Below are 22,375 nucleotides of genomic sequence, written 5' to 3'. Positions count from 1 at the left end.
CTTCCGGGTTGTCGGTCAGCGGTGATGGTCGGGAGGATTCAGCTGTTGAGCAGGAAAAGTTCGAGGACGCGGGTGCCGAACTCGAGCGCGTCGACCGGGACGCGTTCGTCGACGCCGTGGAACAGCGCGCTGAAATCCAGATCGGGCGGCAGCTGCAACGGCGCGAACCCGAAGCATCGAATTCCCAAGCGGGCGAACGCTTTCGCGTCGGTACCACCGGACAGCATATAGGGCACGGTGCGGCCCTGGGGATCGTTGGCGAGGATCGCGGCGTTCATCGCGTCGACCAGGTGACCGTCGAAAGTCGTTTCGTAGGAATCGAGTTCGGTGATCCACTCGCGTTCGACATCGGGGCCGATCAGTTCGTCCACCTCGCGTTCGAACGCCTCCTGCCGTCCCGGCACCACCCGGCAGTCGACGACCGCCTCCGCGGTCTGCGGGATGACATTGGCCTTGTAACCGGCTTGGAGCATGGTCGGATTCGCGGTATCGCGCAGGGTCGCGCCGATGATGCGTGAGATGGTGCCCAGTTTCGCCAGCTGGCCCTCGATATCGGGGCTGTGCGGATCGAAATCCAGTCCGGTCTCCTCGGCCACCGCGGCCAGGAATTCGGCCACCGAATCCGAAAGCACCAGCGGGAAGGTGTGTTTGCCCAGGCGCGCCACCGCGGCGGCGAGGATGGTCACGGCGTTGTCCTCGTGCAGGAACGAGCCGTGACCGGCACGGGCCTTGGCCCGCAGGCGCATCCAACCCAGCCCCTTCTCGGCGGTTTCCACCAGGTAGAGCCTGCGTTCGGTGCCGTCGGGGCGCGGCACCGTCAACGAGAAACCGCCGACCTCACCGACCGCCTCGGTGATGCCGTCGAACAGATCGGGGCGATTGTCGACCAGCCACTGCGAACCCCATTTGCCGCCGTTCTCCTCGTCGGCGAGGAAGGCGAAGACGATATCGCGCGGCGGCACCGTCCCCTCGATCTTGAACTGACGCGCGATGGCCAGCGTCATGCCGACCATATCCTTCATATCGATCGCGCCGCGTCCCCACACATAACCGTCGCGCACCGCTCCCGAGAACGGATGCACACTCCAGTCCGACGCCTCGGCGGGCACCACATCGAGGTGACCGTGCATCAGCAACGCGCCCCGCTCGGAATCGGCTCCCTTCAGTCGCGCGAACACATTTCCGCGCCCGGGGGCACCCGATTCCACGTATTCGGTGGTGTAGCCGACCTCTTGTAACTGCTCGGCGACCCACTCAGCGCATTCGCGTTCCCCTTTGGTCGTCGCGAGCTCGCCGGTGTTGGAGGTGTCGAATCTGATCAGCGTGCTGACCAACTCGACGACCTCGTCCACCGCGCGCGACCTGCTGCTGATCTGACCTGATCCTTCGCCAGTAACGGACACGCTCCCTTTCCTACCACTGCGGGCGCTCGGACGGCACCACCCCACCCGGCGCAGGCGCGCGCGAGCGGCGCTGGCGTGGCAGTTCTCGCGACCGCGCCTCAACATCACACTGATCGCAAAGCCACGACGGCACGGGTTGCCGAAATCCTCCGATCGGCGCATGGTCGGAGCTATCCGATCGGCGCGAGGAGGTGCCATGCGGCTCGACCAGAACCGGGCGCGCGATCGTTTCGCGGGCGAATCCGTCGCCAGGCTGGCGACGGTCTCACCCGACCTGACACCGCGTATCGTGCCCATCGTCTTCGCGGTGTCCGACGACGTCGTCTACACCGCCGTCGACGCCAAACCCAAGACCACCACGGCATTGCGCCGACTCGCCAATATCGCCGCCAATCCCTCGGTGGCCGTCCTCGCCGACCGCTACGCCGACGACTGGAACCACCTGTGGTGGGTCCGCGCCGACGGTCGCGCGCACCTCGCGGACGAGGCCGAGGCCGAGCGCGCGCTCGTGCTGCTGACCGCCAGGTACCGCCAGTACGTCAGCCGGCCTCCGCCCGGGCCCGTGCTCGCCATCCGGGTCACCCGGTGGACCGGCTGGTCCGCCGTCTGACAGCCGAGGGTGTACCGGCGTAGCTCCTCCGACCAGGTGGCAGCCGACGAATGCCGGGCGATCAAATTCGTTCCTCACCGTCGCGCGCCCCTGAGCTCGGCCACCCGGCACCGCCCCGACCTGCGTCGGGCGATCCGTGCGTCCTGGGCCGTCCTTACCCCACGGATGGCCCGCGCACGGAATCGGCGACGCAGGCTTCGGCGATGGCGGCCACGTGGCGGTGGTCGGTGCCGCAACATCCGCCGACCACCACGAGGTTCGGGTATTCCCGGCGCAGCGCCGCGTACCGCGCGCCGAGTTCGGCCGGATCGCCGGCGTCGAGTTCGGTGGCGTTGTCGAGTTCCTCGTGGCTCTGCCGAGACGCGTTCGCGCGCAGCAGTCCGATCCGGTTCGCCCAGTGTTCCTGTCGCAGAACGGGTTCGAAGTGGTCGGGGTGGGCGCAGTTGATGCCGTAGTGCAGGGGGTAACCGTCTGTGGCCCGCTCGACCGCTTCGATGGCATCGGCCAGCGATTGCCCGGACGGAAGTGTTCCGTCCGTCTCGACGGTGAACCCGACCGCGACGGGTATCGACTCGGCCCGCGCGGCCGACGCCACGCCGATCGCCTCGTCGGAGTAGGTCATGGTGAGCACGGTGACCAGGTCGGCGCCCGCGGCGGCCAGCGCGGCGATCTGTGGACGGTGATAGTCGCGCGCTTGCTCGATCGACATCCGGGCGCCGACGTCGTAGCCGTCGCCGCGCGGCCCCACATTGCCCGATATGACGACCGCGGTCTCCGGTGCGTATTCCGCCCTGATCCCCCGCAGCAGTTCGACCGCGTCGGTGTTGGCCGCCCGCAGCCGGTCGCCGTCGTAGCCGAGCCGTGCGCCCCAATCCGCGGACGCGCGCCAGGTGGGGGTGTCGAGCACGATGCCGATTTCGTTGCGGTGGGCGATCTCGGCGTAGCGGCGGTAGTAGCCGCGCAGGAGGTCGCGGCCGGATTCGGCCGCCAGTAGCGGGAACGCCGCGAAATCGGGCAGATCGATGCCGTCGTGGAAGACGAGTGTCGTCTCCAGGCCACCGTCGGTGAGCAGCAGTCGGCCTGCGGGCAACGGCGAAGTCGAGCGGGAGGCGTTCATCACGGATCCTTGTCCAGGGGTCGTCGGGTGGACGGTCTTGGATGAAACGGGGAACTCGGTACTTCGGTTCGAATCCGCGCGAACGGCCCCCTGTACGATTCCGGGGCGAACGCGCGATCGAGGAGCGAGCATGCTGAGGCAGTTGTACTCGACCGAAGGCCTGCTCGAGGCGCCGGTGGTGGAATCCGATGGCAGCGTGGTCTTCTCGAATGTGACCGCGGGCGGGGTGTATCGGCACCGGGACGGCGACACCGGGGGCGTGATCGAACGCCGACGCGGTATCGGTGGACTGGCCGCCCACGCCGACGGCGGTTTCGTGATGACCGGACGCGATCTCCGCTTCGCCGACGGCGACCGGCAGCACACGCTTCTGTCGATCGACGGGGCCTCGGGATTCAACGACCTGACCGTCGGGGTCGACGGTTCCGTCTACGTGGGCGTTCTGCGCCATCATCCCCAGAGTGGGGAACCCGCTGTGCCGAGTGAGGTCGTGCGGATCGATCCCGCCGGTGTCGTGACCGTGGCGGCGACCGATATCAGGTGGCCCAACGGACTCGGCTTCGCACCGGACGACCGCACCCTCTATGTCAGCGAATACGCCGAGGGCCGGGTGATCGCGGTGCGCGAGGGCCGCACACGGGTCTTCGCCACGGCTCCGCGCGGTGAGTGCGACGGCCTCGCCGTCGACGTGGAGGGCGGGGTGTGGGTGGCGCTGGGTAGTGGCAGCGCTGTCGCGCGCTTCACCGCAGACGGCGCACTCGACACGGCGATCGATGTTCCCGGTGGGTTCGTCTCCTCGGTGGCCTTCGACGGTGACGTCCTCTACATCACGACGGCGGGGAGCCTGTGGAGCACACGGGTGGGTGTTCGGGGACGCCCGATTCCGGCCGCCCGGGTTCCCTTGCCGTAGCCCGCGACCTCGGTCGAAAGTATTGGGCGCGAACGGGAGACGCCGCGAATTCGACAGTCGGACGGGTGTCGATCGGCCCTCGCGACCGCGGTCCCTCGGGTACCGGCGGCCGAATGTGGGTAATGCCGTGGAGTGAGCGATGAGGAGAACACCGTCGACCCGACCGCGCCCACGCCCGAGCACGACCGTTCGCGGGCCGTCGTCGAACAGGTGAAAGGTGTGGTGATGCTGGTGTACGGAATCACCGCCGAGCAGGCCGCCGACCTGCTCGGCACCTGCTCGCAGGACAGCAATATCAGCACCGCGCAGCTGGCCGAACGGATCGCGACCTGCTTGCCGACCCTGTCCGATTCGTCCGCCCTGTGGGACACGCGGGTGCAATTGAACCGGATTCTGCTGGTCCCGAACGCGCACGGGGCGGGCCGCGCGCGCTGAACCCGCGACGCCGCCGCGCTACCGCAGCCGGGGCATCGACGTCCCTACCATGGGACAGATGGACAACGACAGCTCGGAAATCAGCGGTAAGGATCCCGATGGTGCGCCGGAATGCGGTCCGGCGTGCTGCGACCCGGCCGAGACCTCGACTGTTCGCGACGTGGCGCGCTGGATCCTCGCCTCGGCGATGATCTTCGCGGGCCTGAGCCATCTGTTCTGGGCCAGGAAGGATTTTCAGGCCCAGGTACCCGATTGGGTGCCGCTGGACAAGGACGGTGTCGTCATGGCTTCCGGGGGTGTGGAGATCGCGCTCGGCGCGAATCTGGCGCTCGCCGATCGGGACCGTGCCAGGACCGGACAGGTGCTCGCCCTGTTCTTCCTCGCCGTCTTCCCCGGCAATCTCGCGCAATACCTCGGACGACGCGACGCCTTCGGCCTCGACACCGACCGCAAACGCTTGATCCGACTGTTCTTCCAGCCGGTCCTGATCGGATGGGCGCTGTGGTCGACCCGCCCGCCGCGCTCAGGTCGATGACAGGCCGGAACCCACCCCGCGCGACACGGCGGTACCCGACCGTCCGGGCCACCTGACCTCGTCGACGATCGCCGCCGACGCCGCCCGGCCTTCCGGCGCCGCCACCAGCGGGTACACGTGGATCGCCCCTTCGCACACGGTGACCCTGATGTCGGTGCCCGCCTCGGCGGCGCGGCGACGCAGGCGCAGCACATCGGGGTAGAGCAGATCCCTGGTCCCGATATAGACGTGGGTCGGCGGCAGGTCGGCGAGCGGGCCGTTGAGCGGGCTCAGCAACGGCTCGCCGAGGTCGGTGCCGTGCGCCCACGCCCGGCCCGCCTCGATGAGCCCGGTCCGGCTCAGCCACGGATCGTAGATATCGCTCTGCTCGGACATGGTCAGGTCAAGCCACGGCGAGAGGAGTATCAGCCGGTCCGGCCGATGGGATACCGGCAGCGTCTGGACGAAGCCGAGCGCCAGCCCGCCACCGGCCAAATCGCCGATGATCGTCACCGTCGCGTCGGGGTGTTCGGACAGCGCCTGCTCGTAGGCGGCGGCCAGCATCGGATAGGCGTCGCGATAGGAGTACCGGGGCGAGAGACCGTAGATCGGCACCTCCACGGCGACACCCGCGTCGGCCAGACGCGAGATCAGCGTCCAATGCGGGCGCGCGATCTGCCGGTAATAGCCACCGCCGTGGACGTACAGCACCAGCCGCGCCGCCGGGCCCGCCGCGGGCAACACGCTGTAGCAGGCGAATTCACCGACCTGCCGAGCGCGGATCGCGTGGCGGGCGCGGACCTTTCGCGGCGGCATCCCCGATTCCTTCGGCGCCGTGATCTGCGCCCACGCTCGCGGCACGGTCGCCATCTGCGGTTTGGCCACCCGCTGCATGTACAGGCTCGCCATCCTCATCGCGAAACTCATCGGTCGAACCCTTCGTCGTGGCGCGGGTCGCGGGCTCGGGAACCTCGGCGACCGCCCCGGCCGCCGCGACGGCGACAGCCGTGAACCGCGACGCAACCGCGATACCCGGGTATCGATGGATCACACCTCGCGGCCAGGACGAGAGTGAAGCCGAGCTGTATCGGCCGTGTAGGCAATCTTGCCGATCCGAAGGGCAGGATCGCCGAGCCGCCACACATAGCCTGCTCCTGTTCCCGGTTGCACCGTCGAGAGGATCCAGCCCATGTTCCGTCCCCGGCTGTTGCTCAACGCGTTCACCATGAACACCGTCACCCACGTTTCCTACGGAACGTGGTAGTTTCAGCGATTTCGCCGACCACGTGGTGCCCGAACTGCGCGCCCGCGGCCTCGTCCCGCACGAACCGGTTCCGGAGACACTGCGCGACAGACTCACCGGCAAGGGCGATCAACTTCCCGACAGCCATCCGGCACGTCGGTGGCGCGGCGCGTTCCCCCCGACAGCCACGAAGACCGGATGAACGTTCCGCACCTCGGCTCTGCGCCCGCCGGGTGCGGACCGAGCCCGGTTAGACTCCCGGCGTGACCGATCTCGCGGATTTCACCCGGCTGACAGCAGGCGACCACGGGCTGTGTGTGGTCTCGACGTTGCGCGCGGACAACACGATTCAGTCGTCACTGGTCAACGCGGGAGTGCTGTCGCATCCCGACACCTGCGCCGAGGTGATCGGCATGGTCGTGCGTGGCGGCACCCGCAAACTGGACAATCTCCGTCTCCGGCCGCGTATGACGCTCGTGGTCCGGGTGGGGTGGGAATGGGCGGCTGCCGAAGGGCCGGTCTTGATCGTGGGGCCCGATGATTCCGTGCCCGGATTCGACGCCGAGCGGCTGCGGATACTGCTCCGTGACGTGTTCAGCGCGGCGGGCGGCACGCACGAGGATTGGGACGAGTACGACAGGGTGATGGCGGCCGAACGGCGCGCGGTGGTGCTGGTGGTTCCCGACCGCGTCTACGGCAACGGCTGACGGCGGGGCCCGGACTTCGAATCATCGCGAGCAGGACCGGTAGTCCCCGACCCCGACGGTATTAACGTCGGGGCAATGGATCTGCAACTGAACGGCAAGCGAGCCATCGTGACCGGCGGAAGCCGCGGTATCGGCTACGCCATCGCCAGAGCGCTGGCGTCCGAGGGTGTCGATGTGGTGATCGCGGCCCGCGATGCCGAAACCGCGGAGGCCGCCGCCCGCACGCTCTCCGAGGAGACCGGACGGCGTGTGCTCGCCGTCCCCACCGACACCGGCGACGACGACCGCGTCCGGGAACTGGTCGCGCGTACCGTCGCCGAACTCGGCGGAGTCGACATCCTGGTCAACTCGGCCGCCACCCCGTGGAGCGCCGGTGCGCCCACCGACCTGGCGGCGACCAGTGACGAGATCGTCCGTCGCGAGGTCGAGATCAAGGTTCTCGGCTATCTGCGCACCGCCCGCGCCGTCGCTCCCCATCTCGTCGAGCAGGGCTGGGGCCGGATCATCAATATCAGCGGACTCGGTGCGCGCCAAGCCAATTCGATCGCCCAGACCATCCGCAACATCAGCGTTTCCGCGCTGACGAAGAATCTGGCCGACGAACTGGGCCCCTCCGGCGTCAACGTCACCGTCGTCCACCCCGGCGTGACCAGAACCGAACGTCTCACCGCCCGACTGACCACCGAGGCCGCGAACTCCGGCCGCACGGTCAGCGACCTCGAGTCCGACCTCGCGCGCAATACGCTGCGGCGGGTCATCGATGCCGACGAGGTCGCCGACGTGGTCACCTTCCTCGCCTCTCCGCGCAGTATCGCGATCACCGGGGACGCCATCGCGGCGGGTGGGGGTGTGCCCGGGTCTGTGTACTACTGACCGACCTTCGGCAGTCGCATCGACGCCCGAGACAGGACCGGTCGCCGATGCCTGCGGACGACTACTCGACGGCGGTTCCCGCGCCGCGGGTGCCGCCGAGTCGCGTTCCGAGGACGATCCCGTGCCGCTGCCCCGGCGAGTACAGCCGGGTCAGCTCGCGTGGTCGCCGCCTTCTCGCTCGGCCCAATCGTTACTCCAGTCCGCCACCGCGGCGAGCACCGGCGCCAGCCGCATCCCGACCGGCGTCAGGGCGTAGGTGATCTGGACGGGTCGCTGGTCGACCACCACCCTGACCGCGACCCCGGCGTCTTCGAGTTCCCGAAGTCGCTGCGACAGCATCGCATCGGTCAGTCGCGGCACACCCCGTCGGATCTCGGAGAATCGCAGCGGTCCGGCCAACAGCCGCTGAATGATCACGCCGTTCCACCGGCGCCCCAGCAGTTCTATGGCGGCGTGGAACCGAGGGCAGTGTCCGAGATCGCCATCCGGCTCGTCCCGATCCTCACGCGTCACCTCGCTTGTCACACCGCCAGCATAGCTACTACTGTTTTCATAGTGACTATTCATTGCATAGCTGTGTGCGCGGGCGACCGTCCGACCGGAGTCTGACGATGGACATCGGCATCGCAACTCTCGGCGACATCCCCCAGACACCCGAAATCACCCACCCGACCGACGTGCGTCGGGCGACCGAACGCAGGCTGGCGCTCATAGTGCGAGAAGCCGAGACAGCCGAAGCCGCCGACCTGCAACACTTCAGCGTCGGCGAACACCACACTCCGGACTTCGCGGTGTCCTCGCCGGCCGTCGTGCTCTCGGCCATCGCGGCACGTACCCAACACATTCGCCTGACCAGCGGGGTCACCGTGCTCAGCGTCCACGACCCGGTGAGGGTGCTACAGGACTTCGCCACCGTGGACCTGATCAGCGGCGGCCGGGCCGAGATCACCGTCGGACGCAGCGCCTACACCGAGCCCTTCGATCTGTTCGGCTACGATCTGAGCCTCTACGACCAGTTGTTCCGTGAACGGCTCGACCTCCTGTTGCGACTGCGTGACGAACCGGCCCCGCGGTGGCACGGCCGATACCGTGCCCCGCTCTCGGGAATGCTGGTCCCCCCGCTCCCCTATCAGACACGCCTCCCGATCTGGCTCGGTGCCGGATCACCCTCCAGCGCTCATCGGGCAGGCGACCTCGGCCTGCCCATGATCGTCGGATATCTCATCGGCCCGCCCCACCAGCCCGCCGCTCTGGCCGAGATCTACCGAAAGGCCATCGCCCGCGCCGATACCGCCGACCCGCTCGTCGGGATCGCGCTGCACCTGTTGATCACCGACACCGACGACCAGGCGCGTGCGGCCTATCCCCACTATCGAGAATTCCTGCGCCCCAAACGTCCGGGAGGGTCCGGCTACCACGTCACCCCTCAGGCCTACGCCGAAGGACTCGGACCCGACGGAGCCCTCATGATCGGCACCGTCGACACGGTGACACACAAGCTGCGACGACTACACGACGCCACCGGATTCGATCGCCTCCAAGTCCTCACCGACTGGGGTGGACTGCCGGAACAACTCGTCCTCGATTCGATCACCCGCCTCGGCAAGGAAGTCGCACCTCGACTTCGAGCACGACACTGAGACATCGAAGCTGCGACAGGCTCGCGGTCAGGGTATGCGGCACCCGACGTTCGCCGTAATGGTCACCGTGCCGGGGACGGCGGTGATGTGCACCCTGGTCTGGTTGTGCCAGGAGCGGCCTTCGGATCCTTCGAAGCCCACGTAGTAATCCGGCGGTTCGCGGAACCCGCGCTGCACGGTGCGCGCTCCGACCTCGGCGGCGAGTTCACGGGCGGTCTGTTGGAATGCGGGCCATTCGGCGTCGGGCAGGGTGCCTTCGGCCCGGTGTTCGGGCAGTTGGACGAGGACACCGCCCGCTTGCTCGTAGGGCCCGGAACAGGGCCCTTGGCTGCGGTCGCCGTGTCGGCTCCATCGCAGTTCCGGCGCGACGGCAGAGGCCGCTGCGGCGATTCGGTCGACCACGACCTGCAACGCTTGCTCGGACACGGCCAGCCTGGGCAGCGTCGCCAGCTCGGCGGCGGCGGATTCGATCTGCTCCGGGGACGGTGGATCCTCGAAGCCGAGCAGAGTCGCGCACGCGCTCGAGACCGACGCCACCACCGCCACAGCGATCACGCGCCGGGACCGGTACGACATATTCCTCCCACCTCGCGAAGTAGCCCTCGTCGGTCCCCGGTCCTGCCACGTGCACACGCAGACCTCGTTGCCCTCGGCGTCGGCGAGCACCCAGAACGCTCGCGCGGCAGCGTCGCTGATCACCGTGCCACCCGCTTCGAGCGCGTCACGGATCCGGCGATCTGCCTCGTCGTGCGGGACGGAGATGTCGAGGTGGATCCGATTACGCTGCGGCCGTGGCTCATCCATGTGCTGGAACCACACTGCCGGTCCCTGGCCGACCGGATCGATGATGGCGTTCGGGTCCCCGCTTCCCGGATCGTCGACATAGGCCAGTACGGCCTTCCAGAACGGTCGGATGACAGTGACGTCCTCGGTATCGATCGCGATCTCCATGGTCTGCACCACCCGGCCCGCTCCCCCGCGCCGCGCCGCGGCGAGGCGAGGCGAGGCGATGTCGAAGCCGAGGGCGGACACCGATTCTGAGATCCGATGCGCGAGAACGACATCGCGATCGAGGACCCGGCCCGTCGTCCTCGGCCGCAACACCAATTCGACGCGGTCACCGCGCACATCGATACGCAAATGCTCGTCCGCGTCGTCGGCGCAGGCTCGCGCGGCAGCGTCCGCGACGTCGAGCCCGCACCGCAGCGACGGAACGGCGACGATCGCGGCGAGACTTCCCAGCAGGAAACGCCAGCCGAGGGACTCCACGGCGCCGGAAGCGCGGGAACCGGAAAGGTGTTCGTCGACCACGAACACAATCCTGCCGTGTTCCGGCGCACCGCGTCGCGACTCCGAGGCAGACGCATCCTGAAATCCGCCAGGCACACCTGCCGCAGACCTCACCGCTGCCGTGTGAGTAACCGACTCAGTTCAGCGATCCGTCGGCGACCAGGGCTCGCAATCCGCGGCGATCGAGTTTGCCGCTGGGCAAGGTCGGGACGTGATCACCGCTGGTGACGATCCAGCGGGTCGGGACCTTGTAGCCGGACAGCTCCCGTCGGGTGTGCGCGGCGATGCCGTCGAGATCGAGCGAACCGACGACGTCGGGTGAGGGCACGATGACCGCGCATACCTGTTCGTCGCGTTCGGGATGATCGATACCGACGACGAGGCATTGCTGTACGCCGTCGCATTCCTCGACCACGGCCTCCACCTCGCGCGGGGAGACATTGGCCCCGGCGACCTTGATCAGTTCGCTGGTCCGGCCGACATAGAACAGGCGCGGGTCGTCGGGGAGCCGATAGACCCGGTCGCCGGTGTGGTACCAGCCGTCGGCATCGAAGACGTCGTGACGTTCGCGTTTGTTGTAACCGCTCATCACTCCGATCCCGCGAATGAGGAGTTCGCCGGTGGTCCGGTCCGGCACCGGAACACCCTCGGCGTCCACGATCCGGATATCGGTGTGGGCGAAACTACCCGCGGTCTCGGACAGACTGCGATGGACCGGGAACTCGTCGGGCACGTTGTACATGGCGATATCCAGCGGACCGTCGCGCAACAGCGGCGCGGCGCTCAGATCGCGATCGGCGAAACTCGGATGCTCGCGCATGCGCCGGGTGAACGCGGGCCATCCGACGATGCCCTCGCCGCCCTCGCGCTCGATGAGATCCAGTGCCGCACCGGGTTCCGGCCGCGGCATCACCAGCAGCGTCACCGGTTCGTGCAGGGCGCCGGTCGCGGCGAGGACCCCGCCGATCCAGAAGAACGGCATCGAGGACAGGATGCGTGGCGCTGCCGATCCACCGCACAGCCCTCGGATCGCCGCGGGCCAGCCCGCCGTCTGGCGAACCAGGGTGCCGTGGGTGTGCAGCACGCCTTTCGGGTCGGCGGTCGATCCGGAGGTGTGGATCATGATGGCGAGATCGGCCGGGCCGACCTCGTTTTCGACGGCGGCGAGGATCTCCGGTCCCAGCGCGGCGTCTTCGTCGGGCGTCGTGGTGTCGGCCCAGGCGCGGTCGGTATCGCCGAGAAGCGCGATGCGGCGCAGGTAGGGCGCGGCGGACAGCGACAGCGTCGAGGTCGGCGCGGTGGCGAGTCCCGGCAGTGCCGTCTCCAACCGCTCGGCGGTGTCGTTGCCGAGGATCTGTGCGGGGGCGACGAGGAGGCCGATATCGGACAGCCGGATCACCTTGCCGAGTTCTGCCGGGGTGTACAACGTGCTCAGCGGTACCGCCACGGCGCCGATCCGGGAAACGGCGAGCCACCAGACGATCCAGTCGACGTCGTTGGGGAACAGCAGCCCGACCCGGGCCCCTTTACCGATCCCGTCCCGCAACAACTGTCGCGCGGCGAGCCCGGAGCGGTGTCGCGCCTCGGTGTAGGTCAGCCGGTCGGTCGGAGACACCAGATAGGTGTGATCGCCGTGTTCGTCGACCGCACGGGCGAGTAGATGCCCGACGGTCGGTCCGGTGGTCGAGGGCTGCATATCTCCAACTCCGTTCTGCCCGGCCGGTCCGACATTCCGGCATGCGCGCCGAACTGCCCCGTCGTCCACTCACCCGGCAGCGCATACCACCGCGGAGCCGACGACCGACCTTGCACCGACGGTCATCGTAGAGCGCGTCCCACCGACCACGGCACGCGCCTCGGCGGCCCGACTTCGTCCGGTGTCCGCCCGCCGACCCCGATCCACGCCCAGGCCCTTCGAAACGGCCCGGTCGATTCGATCCCGGTTCGCGTCGGGAATGCTTCGCGCCCGCCGCGCTCAGCGGCGACGTAGCCGGCGGAGCTGTCCACGGATATCGAAGCGGCGCGGCGGCGCGGGAGTTTCGTCATCGACGATCTCCAGCACCGACTGTGCCCGCGCCAACCGCTCGTGTAGTTGGTCACGAACCTGCTCGGGCGTGTACGCGCGGCGTCGCCGTTCGGCCTGCACCACGACCACTCCGGTCGCCACTACACCGGCCGCACCCGCCAATCCCACTGCCTTCCACCACCTCATACCGCATAGGCTACGGCCATGACGGGTAAGAGCATCAGTCTCGACCGAGCGCTCGAGGTCACCAGGACCGGCGACATCTGGCTGTTCCGTGGACGTTCGACCGCTGACCGGGTGATTCGCATGACGACGAACAGTCCGGTCAACCACGTCGGCATGTCCGTGGTGATCGATGACCTACCGGCGCTGATCTGGCACGCGGAACTCGGGCGGTCGCTGCCGGATATGTGGTCGGGAACCGAACACCGCGGGGTTCAGTTACACAATCTGCGCGACGCGGTGCTGGTGTGGGCGCAGCGCTACGGTCAGCAGGCCTGGTTGCGTCAATTGAACCAACCCGCGACGCGGGAGATGGAAGACGGTTTGCTGCGCGCCATCGCCCGACTCGACGGCACCCCGTTCCCGTCGACGGCGAGTCTGGCCGGACGCTGGCTGCGCGGCCGCGCGGCACGGCTGCCGCGCCGCCGATCGAACGAGAAGGCCGCGCGCGAACTGGAGAGCGCCTACTGCGCCGAGATCGTCGCCGCCACCTACCAGTCGATGGGACTGCTGCCGGAGAAGCGCAGCCCGAACTGGTATGACCCGGGCCGATTCTGGAGCGGGGACGGACTCGAACTGGCCGAGGGTTACGAACTGGGCGGCGAGATCGCGGTCCGGACTCCGCCCGCGGATCCTTCGAACTGACCGGTGCCGGAAAGGATCGTCGCGAGAACCCGGACGAGTTCGGCTTGCCGATGCGTGCCCGTCTTCTCGAACGCGCGCTGTAGATGCGTGCGGACGGTGTTCACCGAGATCGCCAGTTCGTCGGCGATGGAGCGCAATCCCGCACCGCGCAGCGCCGCGGCCGCCACCCGTGCCTCGGCCGCCGTGAGGCCGTACAACTGCCGCAGTTCGTCCACGCCGCCCGGGATCGGCTCGTCCGGGTCGACGATGACGACCAACGCGGACCGCGCGACCTCGGCCCGAAGCTCTGCGCGGCCGTCGATATCCGCGTCCAGCGGCGATACCAGGAGCGCGTAGGCCCCGGTCCCGCTGCGCCGAGGCACGAGTGTGCGCCCGCCCACGCGTGCACCGCCCTCCCTGATCGCGGCCTCGATCAGGGGACGCAAGCCGACCGCGGTGCCCGACGCTTCGAGATGGCCGCGGCGGCCGATCGCCAGACCGTCGCCCGATTCGAGGATGGACCGGGCCGCCGGATTCGCGTAGCAGATCACCCCCTGCCCGGAAACGATCACCAGGCCGTGCAGATACGCGTGCAGTACGGCCACCGCCCGGTCACGCTCGGTCGCCGCGTTCCCCAGACGGGACTGCACGGTCAGCGCGTGACGCAGATGCGGAAGCAGCAAGCGCATCGTCGCTCTCACGTGCGCGAGGTCCAGATCCCCTCCGCCGTCCGGGTATACCCCCAACCACGAGGTCTCGGACCCGCAGTCGAGCAGGGCGAGCACCCCGTTACCGAGCCGATTCGGTGCCATCCAGTCGCTGAAGAACCTGTGCCGCCGCAGGTATTCGGGGCCGAGCAGGTCCTCACACGTGGTGATCACCCCGGCCGGTTCATGTTCGAGCGCGCCCGCGATCGGATCGATCCGCCAGAACCGGGAGTTGTAGCTGCGGCGCAGTTCGTCCGCGCCGGGCGAGCACACGGTCATCCTTCGGCTACCCGCGCCGGACACGACCACGCCGCCGTGGTAACCACCCAGCACCGTGACGATTTCGTGCATCGCCTGCGGCCAGTCGGCCGGATACAGCGCCGCGCGGTTGATACGCGCGACGATCGCGGAAAACCTCTCGATTGTCATAGTCATAGGAGATGTCCTGCGGCACAGTAGCTCTGGTTGTCGAGCGGGCAGACCGTAGATGCTCGAGAAGTTCCACACACGAGTAGCGCGGTACTCGATCGTACTCTGCCACATGCCATCAACGGATTCGGTGTCCTCATCGATTCGGATGAGGACCCGTGACCGGATGCCTGCTCTACTCGAGAGAGCAACCCACTCGCTACAGCACGACGAAAGGTGCCGGTCGCCGCATCCCCTCCCCCGGTCCGTGATTCCTCGATCGCACTGCGAGACAAGGAGAGAACACCGTGAACGCCCCCGCATACACCGAACTCGACAGGATGGGTAACTCACGCTCGGAGCGGTGGGGAGCCCGTATCACGAACTTCCTGATCCACACCCAGGAAGGCAACGGCACGGCCGAATCGCTGGCCGCCTACCTGAACAATCCCGCCAACGGCGTCTCGTACCACTACACGCTCCGCGGTGGCGTCGTGTGCGATGTCGTCGACACCGATTACGCGTCGTGGTCGGTCCTCGACGCCAACAGTCATACGATCAACCTCTGTTTCGCGGGCAGTCGCGCGTCCTGGTCGCGCAACCAGTGGCTCGCGATCGAGGCGGACCTGCGGATCGCGGCCTGGCTGGCCGTACAGGACGCCGGGAAGTATGGTTTCGCCAGTGATGTGATCGCGCCACCGTATTCGCGCGGGGACGGCATCTCCGACCACAGGTACGTCACCGAATGCCTCGGCATCGGAACCCATACCGATGTCGGGTGGAACTTCCCGTGGGCGGTCTTCGAGAGCCATGTCCGCGAGTTCGCGGGTGGTGTGCCGGTGGCGGGTGATATCGATATCAAGGCCGCGTCCTCACCGTGGCTGGGCAAGCGCCTCGGCACCGGGGAGGAGATGCGGACAGCCGACGGCGTCGGGCGGTTCGTGCAGTTCGAACACGGATACATCTATTGGCATCCGTCGACCGGCGCGCATCCGATCCCGGCATCACTGTTCGACAAGTACGCCGAAACCGGCTGGGAGGCCGGACCGCTGGGCTATCCGATCACAGACCACACCGTGCTCCGCGACACGGCGAACCTCGAATGGGGAGAAGTGCAGGGGTTCCAGAACGGCGCTCTCTACCGACGCAACGGCAAACCGGCCTACCGGGTGCACGGCGAGATCCGTGAACGGTGGAACCGCACCGGATTCGAGAACGGGGCGCTCGGCTGGCCGATCTCCGACGAGATCGCCTACGACACCGCGACTTACCAGGAATTCGACAACGGCCGCATCTACTGGACCCCGAAACCGACACTCGCCCTGCGAACCACCTCGGGTCGCGACGAACCGCTGCGTGACAGCGCCTGAATCCCGGCTACGGCAGTCCGACCTGGACCACGGGGACGCCGAGGATATCGGTGACGATCCCCTCCAACGCGCCGACCACATCGGTGGTCTGTTCGGCGGGAGTACCGAGGGTTTGCGCGGCCACCGAGAATCCGGGTCCGAACGAGGCGGAGGCGACCTCCTGCGGCGGCAGATCGGACCAACCCCATTTGCTGCCCTGAACGCCGGGCAGTTCGGAAGTGCCCCAGTCCTGTACGGTGCCGTCGGCGGCGACCGGCGACGCGGTGGCCATCCAGTCGAGTATCGGCGAATCCGGATCCGCGGTCTGCTTGGCGCGGAGGAAATCGGCGATATCGGCGGTGCTGGTGGTCGAGGTACCCCAGTCGGCGGACTGTTGCGTGTCCTGTAGGCCGTATTCCGCGGCGGTCGCGCCGATGGCCTGCGGATACTTCGTCGCGATGGCATCCGCGGCGGAATCGTCGGAGAAGCGGATCATGCGTTCGGTGTAGGCGCGGTCCTCGGCGGACCCGTCACCGTGGCGCAGGGCGTAATCGGCCAGATAGAGCTTGGCCATCGACAGCGCGCTGCGCGATTCGTGTTCGTTGGCGGTCCCCCATTCCATCCCCATGGGGGTGCGCAGCGATATCGCGCTGCGCGGTGGAACGGATCCCGGTGCCGTACCCGGCTCCGGAGCCGGTTGCGCGGACGCCAGAACCGGCGCCGCGCCGAAAGAAGCGGAAGCGATCAGGATCGCCATCGCCACCGTCCGGTAGCCCATGGTCTTCTCCCTCGATCATGTGTATGTCCAGCGCCGGAACGGTGCTCCGTGGAGCATTCGCGCGGCGGCGCATACATTCGAGGCTACTTCACAGCTAACAGTCGTGTACTCGGAAAAGCTCGACCGCACGGACTACCGGCAACATCCGACCCCGTACGGTGCGGTCCTCACGACGTGGTCGCCGTCGTGAGGACCGTACCCGACTCAGCCCTTGACCAGCTGCGGGGCCGTCGCTTCGGACTCGTCGACCGGTTCGGGCGCTGCGGCGCGGTTCGGGAGCAGCACCGCCGTGACGATCACGACGAGTGCCATTGCGGCGCAGACCAGGAAGGCGAGGCGCATACCGTCGAGGTGCGCGCCGACGGCGTCGACACCGTCCGCGACCAGCGCGGTGCTGCGCGCCGACATCACCGTCACGACCAGGGCCGTACCGAAGGCGGCGGCGACCTGTTGCAGGGTGCCCAGCATCGAACTGCCGTGCGCGTACAGATGCTGCGGGAGCGCACCGAGGCCGAGGGTGAAGACCGGGGTGAAGGTCGCGGCCATCGACACCATCATGACGACGTGCAGGATCAGCAACTGCCAGTACGGCATGGTCATCGAGATCTGGGTGAACCCGGCCAGTGACAGGGCGATTCCGATCGAGCCGGGAATCACCAGCGGACGTCCGCCGAACCGATCGAACAGCCTGCCGACCGACGGTCCGAGCAGGCCCATCACCAAGCCGCCCGGCATGACGAGCAGGCCGGTCTCCAGCGCGCTCAGGCCGCGCAGATTCTGTAGGTACAGCGGCAGCAGGATCATCGATCCGAGCATCGCCATGAACGCGACAGACATCAGGATCAGAGCCTTGGTGTAGGTGCCCGCCAGCAGTACGCGAAGGTCCAGCAGTGGCGTACCCGTGCGCTGCAGGCGCAGCTGCCGGAACACGAACGCGATGATGAGCGCCGCGCCACCGGCGGCGATCAGCACCGGACCGGTGACGTTGCCGGTCTCGAATTTGCTGAGGCCGAACACCAGGCCGCCGAAACCGAACGCCGCCAGGACCACGCTGGCCCAGTCGATGGCTCCCGCCTGCGGTTCACCGACGTTCTCGAGCTGACGCAGACCCGACCAGGTGATGATTCCCGCGATCGGCAGGACGAGGACGAACAGCCAACGCCACGAGCCGACCTGCAGCACCAGGCCCGAGACCACCGGCCCCATCGCGGGCGCCACCGAGATGGCGAGGGTGACGTTGCCCATCACCCGGCCGCGATCCTGTTCGGGCACCACCGTCATCAGGGTGGTCATCAGCAGCGGCATCATCACCGCGGTGCCGCCCGCTTGGATGATCCGCCCGACGAGCAGTACCGCGAACGACGGCGCGACGGCGGACAGCGCGGTCCCCGCCATGAACACCCCCATCGCCACCGCGTACGCCCGTCTGGTGGTGACGCGCTGGAGGAACCAGCCGGTGGTCGGGATGACCGCGGCCATCGTCAGCATGAAGGCGGTGGACACCCACTGCGCCGCGCGCTCGGTGACCTCGAGATCCGCCATCAACCGCGGGATCGCGTTGATCATGATGGTCTCGTTCAGGATCACCACGAACGTCGCGAGCACCAGGATCCGGATGACGGTCGGTGTCCGCCCTCCCGATACGGGAGCGGATGGTTCGGCGGACATCGAATACCTCCGGGTTGGCACATTGACAGAAGGGACGTGGCACCGGGTCCACGGATCGTGTTCCGGCGCCACAGCGATGAAGACGGACCGAGCTACTCGAACTCATCGGGCACGGGTCAGTGTTCCGGGTGGCACCGACAGGAATCACGCGATTTTCCACCTACCGACGGGGCGTGCTACCGGTTCCTTCCTGGTAGTCAGCGGTTTTTGGCGTAAATCGGCATCGGATAGTGACTCTGGTCACGGGCAAGATCTATAATTTAGTGCGCATATGAACGTATCGGCATAGGTTAGCTGAGCGGGATCGACAGCGCGGCGGTGATCACCGCGCGCACCGGGCTGTTGCCCGATCGGCTCAGCAGCACCTCGCGGACCGCTCGGCCGAAGATCAGCGGTTGCCCCGCACCCCACAGCAATCCGCGGAGGGGACGCACCGTTCGCAACTGCCCGCTGCTACCGACCTCCCGCACCATCACTGCCGTTGATCGCGAACTTCGGCGGGCGCCCGGTCATGCGCCCGCCGAAGTTCCCGTCCGCACCGACCGGTATTCGACTACACCGGTCGGTCGATCACGACGACACGCGACGTCCGACCACTCCCCTACCGCCGCACCAAGGCCCGAGCTCGTCTGCTGCGCCACCCCGGGGCCGGCCTCCCCTGCGGCATCCGGGGCCGATCTCCCCTACCGTGGCGGCTACCGCCGGACATGATCATGGTCCTGCCCGCGAGCGGTCTGTGGTCGTCCGGCATCGTCCGGGGCTCCCCCCTGTGCGTCCCGGACCGGCCGACCATTGGGGGCGGCGGGCCGTGACCGGGAACTACTCGACGTGCTCGCTCGACCGACAGGTCATTACCACAAGCTTTCCAGTGCACCTTACAGTAAGTCGCCGCACCACATTGGGCACACCATGTCCGACTTGCCCGCGACCGGGCGTGTCGGGCATGATCTGGGCAGTCGGCAATCGAGTATCGGCGGCCGACCGCGCAGCAGCGAACAAGGACCATGTATCACGCTGCGAGACTGGGCATTTCGAGCGGATCGAGTCGTCCCGACCGCCGCTCGGCGATCACACCCGCTCCGAAACTCCCGCACTGCCGTCGCGGCGCCGGTGGATCACGTCGCGAAGGCATTTCGACGATTTTCGTGGAAAGGCCCGCTGTCGATGATGCCCTACGCACCCGAGCGCCGCGCTTTCGTTCACGCGAACAGCAGACTGGCCGAACATCTGTGCGGCCTGCACGTCACCGACCTCACCGTCGCGCGCGCACGGCGATTACAGAAGATCCACGGCGAACACCATCCCGACGACTGTCTTATCCACCTGGCGGCCGCCGCGATGCTGCTCGAGTACCGCTCCCGTTGACGCAGCGCGCGGTGGCCGGGGACCGCACCGTCCCCGGCAACCGCACGGCGTGCCCACCGATCACCGGTTGGTCTGCGGGATTTCGATACTGATCGTCGGCTGGAGTTCGTTCAGGTAGAACAGCGCGAACCGCCGCAGGAACTCGTCGAACAGCCAGTAGGTCTCCTTCGCCAGCGGAACGATGGGCAGCGCACCCTCGCGCACCGCGATGAACGGTCCCCAGGCCACCTGGAGCAGCGGACTCCACACCGGCTCCCTCGCGATATAGAGCGAGTCGGCGATCTTGTCGCCCAACAGGAACCGCGTGAACGCGCCGAGTACGCCCCTGCTCAGGATGGTGAGGTCGATATTCGCGCCGAGATCGAGCAGGATGTCGGCGAGTTTGATGCCTTCCGGCGTCGCGGCGATGATCGGGTCGAGCACCTGGGTGGCCTGGGAGTTCGCCTCGCCCCACGAGTTCGGGATGTACTCGTCGCGGACGCCGAGCATATGCGCGGCCACCTGCCACGAGTGCAGGAAGCCCTCCGACTCGTTGGCGGGAATCGGCACCTTCCACGCGGTGAGGTGCCGCATGACCGTGGTCGGCAGACTGTGCCAGGTGACCATGATGTCGTTCTGACTGATCGGGATGCCCTCCTCGGCGACCCGGGTCCAGTGCGGCGACTGCGGCAGCAGGTGACGCACGGCCGCGTGCACCAGCCTGGTCTTGACACAGGTGACGACCATTTCCCCGTCGGGCCCATAGGCATTGGCCGTGCCGATGTCGTAGCCGAGTTTGGCGGTCTTGGAGATGCGGTCCTTCATGTCCGCGCCGCCCTTGGAGTAGTAGACCGCGCGCGCCTCCTTGGGGATGACGGTACTCATCATTCCGCTGGCGAGGCCGTACAGCACACCGAGGTAGAGGCCGCGTTTCTCGTTGAACGCGATGGCGGAGCCCAGTTTGCCCTGGTCGGTCCACGACGGTAGTTGGCGGGCGTATTCCATGAAATCCCGCAACTCGGTGGGCAATCCGGCGGGCAGCGGCTGGCCGTTACGGGTCCAGGTCCGCAGGAGATTGTTGATATCGGCGACATTGTGATTGTCGAGCAGGTTGGCGACGACGGGGTCGGCCTCCTCGTCCCACACTCCCATCGGGTCGGCGCCCTGCCCCGCGCCCGCGATCGACCCCTGCGGTGACCACGTCCACGGCTCCGCTCGGGCGGGCGTGACGAGGGCCAGCGCGCCCATCGCGCCGAGCGCGGCCCCGCCGATCTTGAAGGCATTGCGCCTGTTCAATTCGTCCATCGTTCGAACACTCCTCATTGAGCAACATCTCTTCGCACGACAGGGCCCTGACACTCCGCCGTATCACGAGAATTATCAGTAACTTAACAGAGCCTCTGGGACAGCGCGCGGTATCCGAGAAATTTTTCCCGCTCCGTCGTCGAGACGACCGCGCGGCGGCGAAAGGTTGCTGTCGGCGAGATCGAATTGCCTGTTGATCAGCTGTTTCGATCCACAGGCCCGGATGCCCGCGGCAGCGCCAACGATGCCCGAACGCGGCGCATCTCCCGCGTCGCAGCTATCGCACCATTGGAGAATCAGTGATCGCTTATAAGCTCGGACGGTGTCGGCGTACCGGACAGTTGCGCCATCTCACGTTCGATCGCCGCGGCGGGCTCGGACAGTCCCGCCCCGCGAAGGTCCGCGACGCGCCGGATCACCGCGGCGGCACCGTATTCGCGAACGATGTCCGCGAGGCCGATCCGATGTGGCCCGCGACGGGCCGTCGACGTTCCCATCGAACCTCCTGACGCCGTACGCGGTCGCTCACGTGGCCGAGTCCGCACACAGGGGTGACATCCACGCGGCTCACCCTTTTCGCCGGTCGGCTCGAAGTATCGAGCCGGACCCGGTAGCTATATGTTACTCAGAATTCCAGCAATGGAAACGGGTTGCTGGAAACATTCCACCGAGGTCACGCGGTCGGCAACAGGCCGAAAGGAGGGCATAAGCACGGTGCGATGTCTCCGGGATGGACGACGTCACCGAAAGTCGATCCGAGTTCCCCTTCGTCCGGTAAGTTATCAGCTGTTCCAGGCTTGTTCGGGCATAATATCCGCCTGCTCCGCCCGAGTTCGCGGTCCTCGGGCCCGGCACCAGTACGCGAAACGGCACCCCCATGAGCATCGAAGAAGCCCGCCGAATCACGACGGGCACCCAGGTCCACGAGATCATCAACTACTTCGGCAAATGCCTACACTGCGGATATCCCGCCACCGCGTCGATCCACGTCACCACCTACGGCGACGGCACCGAATCGACGCGGGCACTGGCGACATGCGCGTCGCCCTGCGGCTGGACCGGCCCCGCGTCCCCGACCACCATGAGCGGACAGCCCCCGGTGACCAGGAGGCGACGCGATACCGCGTGACCTCGCCTCAACCCAGGGCGCTCCCCGCCGGACACCTCGGTGTGACAGGCAGGCGCATCACGCCCGCCGATGA

General features: G+C 67.4%; 25 protein-coding genes. 11 read left to right on the top strand and 14 right to left on the bottom strand.

The window, feature by feature from the left end; genetic code table 11:
* Window positions 1-38 precede the first annotated feature (38 nt).
* A complete protein-coding gene (locus OG225_RS13920) occupies window positions 39-1,403 on the bottom strand; it encodes a M20/M25/M40 family metallo-hydrolase (RefSeq protein ID WP_405182049.1) in 1,365 nt (454 codons plus the stop codon).
* A 196-nt stretch (window positions 1,404-1,599) separates the two neighbouring features.
* On the opposite strand from OG225_RS13920, the gene OG225_RS13915 reads away from it, so the two are divergent.
* Window positions 1,600-2,013 (top strand): TIGR03668 family PPOX class F420-dependent oxidoreductase, encoded by a 414-nt coding sequence (locus OG225_RS13915; protein WP_405182048.1) that lies wholly within the window; start codon window positions 1,600-1,602, stop codon window positions 2,011-2,013.
* A 154-nt stretch (window positions 2,014-2,167) separates the two neighbouring features.
* Here OG225_RS13915 and OG225_RS13910 read toward each other — a convergent pair whose 3' ends face one another.
* Window positions 2,168-3,130, bottom strand: coding sequence for a homocysteine S-methyltransferase family protein (locus OG225_RS13910; protein WP_405182047.1), 963 nt, complete (start codon window positions 3,128-3,130; stop codon window positions 2,168-2,170).
* A gap of 130 nt (window positions 3,131-3,260) precedes the next feature.
* Between OG225_RS13910 and OG225_RS13905 the strand changes: the two genes are divergently transcribed.
* The 3 genes from OG225_RS13905 (at window position 3,261) to OG225_RS13895 (ending at window position 5,010) form a co-directional block, all read left to right on the top strand.
* Window positions 3,261-4,040, top strand: a complete 780-nt coding sequence (locus OG225_RS13905) for an SMP-30/gluconolactonase/LRE family protein (protein WP_405182046.1) — start codon at window positions 3,261-3,263, stop codon at window positions 4,038-4,040.
* Window positions 4,041-4,172: 132 nt separating this feature from the next.
* Window positions 4,173-4,475: an ANTAR domain-containing protein gene (locus OG225_RS13900; RefSeq protein WP_405182045.1), complete on the top strand. Its 303-nt coding sequence runs from the start codon at window positions 4,173-4,175 to the stop codon at window positions 4,473-4,475.
* Between the two features lie 58 nt (window positions 4,476-4,533).
* On the top strand, window positions 4,534-5,010 hold the full coding sequence (locus OG225_RS13895) for a hypothetical protein (RefSeq protein ID WP_405182044.1): 477 nt from the start codon (window positions 4,534-4,536) through the stop codon (window positions 5,008-5,010).
* Here OG225_RS13895 and OG225_RS13890 read toward each other — a convergent pair.
* Window positions 4,999-5,916, bottom strand: a complete 918-nt coding sequence (locus OG225_RS13890; RefSeq protein WP_405182043.1) for an alpha/beta hydrolase — start codon at window positions 5,914-5,916, stop codon at window positions 4,999-5,001. The two genes, OG225_RS13895 and OG225_RS13890, sit on opposite strands and share 12 nt — an antisense overlap.
* A gap of 120 nt (window positions 5,917-6,036) precedes the next feature.
* Window positions 6,037-6,228: a hypothetical protein gene (locus tag OG225_RS13885; RefSeq protein WP_405182042.1), complete on the bottom strand. Its 192-nt coding sequence runs from the start codon at window positions 6,226-6,228 to the stop codon at window positions 6,037-6,039.
* A 267-nt stretch (window positions 6,229-6,495) separates the two neighbouring features.
* Here OG225_RS13885 and OG225_RS13880 point away from each other — a divergent pair, with 267 nt between their 5' ends.
* Entirely contained in the window at window positions 6,496-6,939 is a 444-nt protein-coding gene (locus tag OG225_RS13880) for a pyridoxamine 5'-phosphate oxidase (RefSeq protein ID WP_405182041.1), read from the top strand.
* 75 nt (window positions 6,940-7,014) lie between these two features.
* On the top strand, window positions 7,015-7,812 hold the full coding sequence (locus OG225_RS13875) for an SDR family NAD(P)-dependent oxidoreductase (protein WP_405182040.1): 798 nt from the start codon (window positions 7,015-7,017) through the stop codon (window positions 7,810-7,812).
* 150 nt (window positions 7,813-7,962) lie between these two features.
* On the opposite strand, the gene OG225_RS13870 is transcribed toward OG225_RS13875, so the two are convergent.
* A complete protein-coding gene (locus tag OG225_RS13870; protein WP_405182039.1) occupies window positions 7,963-8,337 on the bottom strand; it encodes a winged helix-turn-helix transcriptional regulator in 375 nt (124 codons plus the stop codon).
* A gap of 86 nt (window positions 8,338-8,423) precedes the next feature.
* On the opposite strand from OG225_RS13870, the gene OG225_RS13865 reads away from it, so the two are divergent.
* On the top strand, window positions 8,424-9,452 hold the full coding sequence (locus tag OG225_RS13865) for an LLM class flavin-dependent oxidoreductase (protein ID WP_405182038.1): 1,029 nt from the start codon (window positions 8,424-8,426) through the stop codon (window positions 9,450-9,452).
* A gap of 27 nt (window positions 9,453-9,479) precedes the next feature.
* Here the strand turns inward: OG225_RS13865 and OG225_RS13860 are convergent, their stop codons facing one another.
* The 3 genes from OG225_RS13860 to OG225_RS13850 form a co-directional block, all read right to left on the bottom strand.
* Window positions 9,480-10,763 (bottom strand): LppA family lipoprotein, encoded by a 1,284-nt coding sequence (locus OG225_RS13860; RefSeq protein ID WP_405182037.1) that lies wholly within the window; start codon window positions 10,761-10,763, stop codon window positions 9,480-9,482.
* A gap of 115 nt (window positions 10,764-10,878) precedes the next feature.
* Window positions 10,879-12,438, bottom strand: a complete 1,560-nt coding sequence (locus OG225_RS13855) for a class I adenylate-forming enzyme family protein (RefSeq protein WP_405182036.1) — start codon at window positions 12,436-12,438, stop codon at window positions 10,879-10,881.
* Window positions 12,439-12,717: 279 nt separating this feature from the next.
* Window positions 12,718-12,954 carry a hypothetical protein gene (locus tag OG225_RS13850; protein WP_405182035.1) on the bottom strand — a complete coding sequence of 79 codons (237 nt, stop codon included), beginning with the start codon at window positions 12,952-12,954 and terminating at the stop codon, window positions 12,718-12,720.
* Window positions 12,955-12,972: 18 nt separating this feature from the next.
* On the opposite strand from OG225_RS13850, the gene OG225_RS13845 reads away from it, so the two are divergent.
* Window positions 12,973-13,635, top strand: coding sequence for a hypothetical protein (locus tag OG225_RS13845; protein WP_405182034.1), 663 nt, complete (start codon window positions 12,973-12,975; stop codon window positions 13,633-13,635).
* On the opposite strand, the gene OG225_RS13840 is transcribed toward OG225_RS13845, so the two are convergent.
* On the bottom strand, window positions 13,578-14,750 hold the full coding sequence (locus tag OG225_RS13840) for a helix-turn-helix transcriptional regulator (RefSeq protein WP_405182033.1): 1,173 nt from the start codon (window positions 14,748-14,750) through the stop codon (window positions 13,578-13,580). The two genes, OG225_RS13845 and OG225_RS13840, sit on opposite strands and share 58 nt — an antisense overlap.
* Before the next feature lie 287 nt (window positions 14,751-15,037).
* Between OG225_RS13840 and OG225_RS13835 the strand changes: the two genes are divergently transcribed.
* Window positions 15,038-16,099, top strand: coding sequence for an N-acetylmuramoyl-L-alanine amidase (locus tag OG225_RS13835; RefSeq protein ID WP_405182032.1), 1,062 nt, complete (start codon window positions 15,038-15,040; stop codon window positions 16,097-16,099).
* Between the two features lie 7 nt (window positions 16,100-16,106).
* Here OG225_RS13835 and OG225_RS13830 read toward each other — a convergent pair whose 3' ends face one another.
* The 3 genes from OG225_RS13830 to OG225_RS13820 form a co-directional block, all read right to left on the bottom strand.
* Window positions 16,107-16,856: a hypothetical protein gene (locus OG225_RS13830; RefSeq protein WP_405182031.1), complete on the bottom strand. Its 750-nt coding sequence runs from the start codon at window positions 16,854-16,856 to the stop codon at window positions 16,107-16,109.
* Between the two features lie 204 nt (window positions 16,857-17,060).
* Window positions 17,061-18,524, bottom strand: a complete 1,464-nt coding sequence (locus OG225_RS13825; protein ID WP_405182030.1) for an MDR family MFS transporter — start codon at window positions 18,522-18,524, stop codon at window positions 17,061-17,063.
* Between the two features lie 290 nt (window positions 18,525-18,814).
* Entirely contained in the window at window positions 18,815-18,997 is a 183-nt protein-coding gene (locus OG225_RS13820) for a hypothetical protein (RefSeq protein ID WP_405182029.1), read from the bottom strand.
* 691 nt (window positions 18,998-19,688) lie between these two features.
* Between OG225_RS13820 and OG225_RS13815 the strand changes: the two genes are divergently transcribed.
* Window positions 19,689-19,889, top strand: a complete 201-nt coding sequence (locus OG225_RS13815) for a hypothetical protein (RefSeq protein ID WP_405182028.1) — start codon at window positions 19,689-19,691, stop codon at window positions 19,887-19,889.
* A gap of 60 nt (window positions 19,890-19,949) precedes the next feature.
* On the opposite strand, the gene OG225_RS13810 is transcribed toward OG225_RS13815, so the two are convergent.
* Both OG225_RS13810 and OG225_RS13805 read right to left on the bottom strand, forming a co-directional pair.
* Window positions 19,950-21,173, bottom strand: a complete 1,224-nt coding sequence (locus OG225_RS13810) for an oxygenase MpaB family protein (RefSeq protein WP_405182027.1) — start codon at window positions 21,171-21,173, stop codon at window positions 19,950-19,952.
* A 296-nt stretch (window positions 21,174-21,469) separates the two neighbouring features.
* Entirely contained in the window at window positions 21,470-21,670 is a 201-nt protein-coding gene (locus tag OG225_RS13805) for a hypothetical protein (RefSeq protein WP_216911394.1), read from the bottom strand.
* 380 nt (window positions 21,671-22,050) lie between these two features.
* Here OG225_RS13805 and OG225_RS13800 point away from each other — a divergent pair, with 380 nt between their 5' ends.
* The gene (locus OG225_RS13800) at window positions 22,051-22,302 is read left to right on the top strand and encodes a hypothetical protein (protein WP_405182026.1); all 252 of its coding nucleotides are present in this window, start codon (window positions 22,051-22,053) and stop codon (window positions 22,300-22,302) included.
* Window positions 22,303-22,375: the final 73 nt, after the last annotated feature.

Origin of the sequence: Nocardia sp. NBC_01377 (assembly GCF_045040005.1) — a bacterium.
Taxonomy (GTDB): Bacteria; Actinomycetota; Actinomycetes; order Mycobacteriales; family Mycobacteriaceae; genus Nocardia; species Nocardia noduli.
The sequence above is the reverse complement of the archived record's forward strand: the minus strand, read 5'-3'. Positions and strand labels throughout refer to the sequence as shown.